Annotated in this window: 4 protein-coding genes and 1 pseudogene; all 5 read left to right on the top strand. The window is 27.8% G+C overall.

All coding sequences use genetic code 11. The features are described from left to right. Positions 1–436: lipid-A-disaccharide synthase N-terminal domain-containing protein (locus AB1Z17_RS02930; RefSeq protein ID WP_368050295.1), on the top strand; the 436-nt coding region annotated here is incomplete at its 5' end. Between the two features lie 137 nt (positions 437–573). After that, positions 574–1,335, top strand: a complete 762-nt coding sequence (locus tag AB1Z17_RS02925) for a glycosyltransferase (RefSeq protein WP_368050294.1) — start codon at positions 574–576, stop codon at positions 1,333–1,335. Further along, the gene (locus AB1Z17_RS02920; RefSeq protein WP_368050293.1) at positions 1,335–2,735 is read left to right on the top strand and encodes an ArnT family glycosyltransferase; all 1,401 of its coding nucleotides are present in this window, start codon (positions 1,335–1,337) and stop codon (positions 2,733–2,735) included. The genes AB1Z17_RS02925 and AB1Z17_RS02920 overlap by 1 nt, the downstream gene beginning before the upstream one ends. 6 nt (positions 2,736–2,741) lie before the next feature. Beyond that, the gene (locus AB1Z17_RS02915) at positions 2,742–4,367 is read left to right on the top strand and encodes an ArnT family glycosyltransferase (RefSeq protein ID WP_368050292.1); all 1,626 of its coding nucleotides are present in this window, start codon (positions 2,742–2,744) and stop codon (positions 4,365–4,367) included. 37 nt (positions 4,368–4,404) lie between these two features. Next, positions 4,405–4,829 (top strand): annotated as a pseudogene (locus AB1Z17_RS02910) (hypothetical protein); the annotation flags it as partial.

Here is a 4,829-nt window from a genome sequence, read left to right as displayed (position 1 = left end):
AATGCTTGGGCAAGCACTTACCTATTTTATCTATATTAGAAACTTACAGTTGCAAGGTGAATGGAAAAAAGCGCCAAAATTACTGCAATGGTTTTTGCTAGCTTTTCCAGTTTTATTGGTGATTTACTCCTACAATAACAATACATACGATATTGATAAATTGTTTAGAAACGATGCAATTCCACTTTGGTTATTAATTTTAGGAAGCATCGCTCAAGTAATTTTCACCTTACGTTTTGTGTATCAATGGTTGTATTCAGAAAAAAATAAAATATCCTCTTTACCTTTCGGGTTTTGGTTGTTGAGTTTAATTGGATCAATTTTAATTTTAATTTATGCAGTTATAAGAAAGGACCCTGTGCTTTTAATCGGACATTTAATGGGATGTGCTATTTATTTTAGGAATATTTTAATTTTAAGAAAACAGATTAAATAGTAAACTTTATATTTGTAATATTAATTACTTAGAATTGTTTTAAAATTAATATTCAAATGCACTAAATTTTAATTTATTTTTTTTGAATTTTTTATAACCTCTATACAATTAAAACAAATAAAAAAACAATTTGAAGAATGCCAGAATCATTTCAATTATGCATTGTAATTCCATGCTATAATGAAGAAAAAAGGCTAAATATAGCTCGTTATTCTTCTTTTTTAAAGAAACATCAACACGTTTTAATTTGTTTTGTAAATGACGGTTCTAATGATAATACATTGCAAGTTCTAACTAAAATTAAATCAAATTTCCCAAATAATGTTACTGTAAATTCTATGAAAAAAAATTCAGGAAAGGCAGCAACAGTTAGAACCGGTTTTATGCATTGTAATGCAAACTTTAATTTTGAGAAAATTGCTTATTTAGATGCCGATTTAGCAACAACTTTAGAAGAATGTGTAGAAATTAGTGAACATGTAAATTCTGAAATTGTGTTAGCTTTTGGTTCAAGAATTTCAAAAATAGATACCACGATAGACCGTAAAAAAGCCCGTCATTATATTGGTAGAATAATTGCTACTTTAATTTCTAACCAATTAAAACTACCTATTTACGACACACAATGTGGTTGTAAAATATTTGATAAAGATCTTTCTGAAAAAGTTTTTTCAGAAAAGTTTATTTCCAAATGGTTATTTGATGTAGAGATTTTTCATCGTATAATTATACTATACAGTGAAGAAAAAATGGGCGATATTGCAAGAGAAATCCCTTTGAAATCTTGGATAGATTATGACGAATCTAAAGTTAAAATTACTTACTTTTTTAAACTTTGGCTCGATTTGTACCAAATACATAAAACATATAAGCCACTTAAAAATAACATAAACTACTAATGATGTTCTTCTCAAAGAAAATCAATCCTTACACTTTTTGGGTTAGCATATTAATTTTAATAAGAGCTTTTTTAAATTATGCCATTCCTTTAATGGATAAAACTGAAGCTCGGTATGCAGAAATTGCCAGAATAATGGCAGAAACCAATAATTGGACAACCTTACAAATAGATTACGGAGTGCCTTTTTGGGCAAAACCTCCTTTATCTACTTGGTTATCTGCTTTAAGTTTTAATATTTTTGGAGTTAATGAATTTGCGGTCAGATTCCCCTATTTACTCCTAAATATTTTAGTAATTTTATTAATAGGAAAGTATGCAAAACGTAAAGGTTTGGATTTTTTAATTCCGGGTTTAATATTACTAACTATCCCAGAATTTTTATTACATACAGGCGTAGTTTCAACAGATACAGCATTGGCATTTTGTGTTACTTTAGTTATGATTTCTTTTTGGGAAGGCATTCATAATAAAGCACAAACTTTCTGGAAATACCTGTTTTTTATTGGTTTAGGACTCGGTTTATTAGCAAAAGGACCAATAATTATAATTTTAACCGCTCCCCCTATTTTTGTTTGGATGGTTATTTTTAAACAATACAAAACTGTTTGGAAATCGCTACCTTGGGTTTTAGGAATACTAATAACTGCCGTAGTTGCAATACCTTGGTATTATTTAGCAGAACAAAAAACACCTGGTTTTTTTGATTATTTTATTGTTGGTGAACATTTTAAACGCTTTTTAAGCTCTGGTTGGAAAGGTGATAAATACGGATTTCCAAAATCGCAACCAATGGGAATGATTTGGGTGTTTTTATTCGTTTTTGCCATTCCCTGGATTCAAATTCTTATTGGTAAAATTTGGAAAAATAAAACAAACCTTATTAAAAATAAGTGGGTTGCCTTTTTACTTTTTTGGTTCTTATGGACTCCACTGTTTTTTACCGTTTCTAAAAGTTTAATTCACCCTTATATTATGCCAGTTATGGTACCTATTGCTTTATTAATTACGCATTGGTGGGAAGAAATTAAACATAAAAAAAGAATTATTACTATTGCATTAACAATACCTATTCTCGCTTTTTTTATATTTGTAACAGCTTCATTATTCAATAAATCAAATTATTATATTAATTCTGACAAATTTTTTATTGAAAATAATACAGATAAAAACATTCCTATGTATCATTGGGAAAACAAAAGCTATTCGAGTCAGTTTTATTCAAAAGGAACCATAAAAATTATTGAAGATAATGCGGATTTATCAAAAAACTTGAATTCAAAAAAACCATTTTTAATAATTATACCTCACAAAAAAATTAAAAACATTGATAAGGAAAGTATGAAGCTATTAAAAGAATTAGAATCCAATTATAAAAAAAGCATCTATATTTTCAACTAATTTAGAATGATAAATATTATAGAGAAATATCCAATTGCATCACTATCAATTGTAATTGTATTGATGTTATTAATTCATTTAGACGTTCCAAATGTTACTATTATGGAAGCGCGTAATTTTATTACTGCACGTGAAATGATTCACGACAATAATTGGTTACTGACAACTATGAATGGAGAAGCAAGATACCAAAAACCGCCTTTACCAACCTGGTTAACTGCTATTTCCGGATTACTATTTGGTGTAGAAAGTTTGTTTGCATTGCGCTTACCATCAGCCTTAATGGTTTTATTTTTAGGTATTTTCAGTTATTATTTTTCATTAAAATTACAGTTTTCAAAAAAACATAGTTTAAACAATAGTTTAATTCTAATAACTTCATTTTATGTTTTTGGAATTATAAATGAAGCGCCGTGGGATATTTTTGCACACGGTTTTATGTTTGCAGGACTGTATTATTTATTTCAGTTTTTTGAATCAAAACAATCTGAATGGAAAAAAGCTATTTTAGCAGCCATATTTATTGGACTTTCAATTATGAGTAAAGGTCCTGTATCGTTGTTTGCTGTATTTCTTCCTTTTCTGATTTCTTATGGAGTTGTTTTTAAATTCAAAAATTTTAAACAAAGATTAGTTCCATTTATACTATGTGTGCTGCTATTTCTAGCCATTGGAAGTTGGTGGTTTGTGTACGTTAGAATTGCAGATACTCAAGCCTTTTTAGAAATAGCCACTAGAGAAACTGGAAATTGGAGCAGTTATAATGTAAAACCTTTTTATTATTATTGGAGCTTTTTTACGCAATCTGGTTTATGGACAATTCCTGCCTTTATTGGGTTGTTGTATCCTTATTTAATTAAACGTATAACCGATAAAAAGGCTTATAAATTTACGTTTTGGTGGACAATAATTGCTGTTATATTATTGTCTTCAATTCCTGAAAAAAAAGCGCGTTACTTAATGCCTGTTTTAATTCCGTTAGCATTAAATACTGGATTTTATATTGAATATTTAATGCAGGAATTTTCTAAATTAACATCCAAAAAAGAGACAATCCCAGTTTATTTTAATTTTGGACTTATCGCAGTTATAGCAATTATATTACCAATGGCATTGTATGTGATTTTAAAAGACAACTTTAATACTTATTTCTTGAATTATATTTTAACTTCAATAGCAAGTTTAATTATTGGTGTTTTAATACTTTTCAACTTAGCTAAAAAGAAATTTAAGACTGTTTTCTATTTAACGGTAGTATTTATGGTTTCTTTATTTTTATTCGGGTTGCCAATTTCAAAAGTTTTGAATAAAAATGATGATTTTAAAGCCATTAATACATTGTATTCAATTGAAAAAAAACAACAAATAAAAATCTACTCAATTGGAGAAATTACACCAGAGCTTCTTTGGGATTACAATGGAATTTTGAAAGATATTTACAAAAACGAAGCATTAATAATTCCTTCAGAAGAAAATTTTGGCATTTTAATTATGAATGAAGATGTTAAAAAAATTACTACACAATTATCAGAAAAGTATCACTTAAAATTAACAGAAACCTATAATTTAAATGTAGGTTCAAAAAATAAACAACGTTTAATAAGACAGCTTTATTTAGTTTCAAAAAAGTAGTACTTTTGACGAACTTTGATAGCAAAAATAATTACAGATGAAAACACTCACAAGAACAGATATTATTGCCTATTTATTTTTATTTCTTGTATTTGGTATAGGAATCTATTATTCAAATACAGACCTTCAATATTTTGATGAATTTTACACAAAAGAAGATGGTTTTGCTGAATATGGCACGGCTTTTTTATTGTTTTGTTCAAGTATACTATTAATCAATCGTTTTATTAAGCTTCAGAAGTATAAAAAACCACTTTGGAAACTGGGAATTTTAGCAATTGCTTTGGTCTTTTTATTTGGTGCTGGAGAGGAAATTTCTTGGGGACAACGCATTTTTAACATAGAATCTTCAGAATTTTTTAAAGAAAACAATGCTCAATCTGAAACAAATTTACACAACTTAATAGTAGATGGTAAAAAGGTAAATAAAATAATCTTCAGTCAGTTATTAACTGCTGTTTT

The organism is Lutibacter sp. (assembly GCF_040883305.1).
In the GTDB taxonomy this organism is placed as follows: Bacteria; Bacteroidota; Bacteroidia; order Flavobacteriales; family Flavobacteriaceae; genus Lutibacter.
Note: the sequence above shows the minus strand (reverse complement) of the source record. Positions and strands in the feature narration are given on the sequence as shown.

Coding starts and splice junctions, on each gene's coding strand:
- AB1Z17_RS02925 (WP_368050294.1), top strand. CDS start 574: ATGCCAGAATCATTTCAATTATGCATTGTAATTCCATGCTATAATGAA.
- AB1Z17_RS02920 (WP_368050293.1), top strand. CDS start 1,335: ATGATGTTCTTCTCAAAGAAAATCAATCCTTACACTTTTTGGGTTAGC.
- AB1Z17_RS02915 (WP_368050292.1), top strand. CDS start 2,742: ATGATAAATATTATAGAGAAATATCCAATTGCATCACTATCAATTGTA.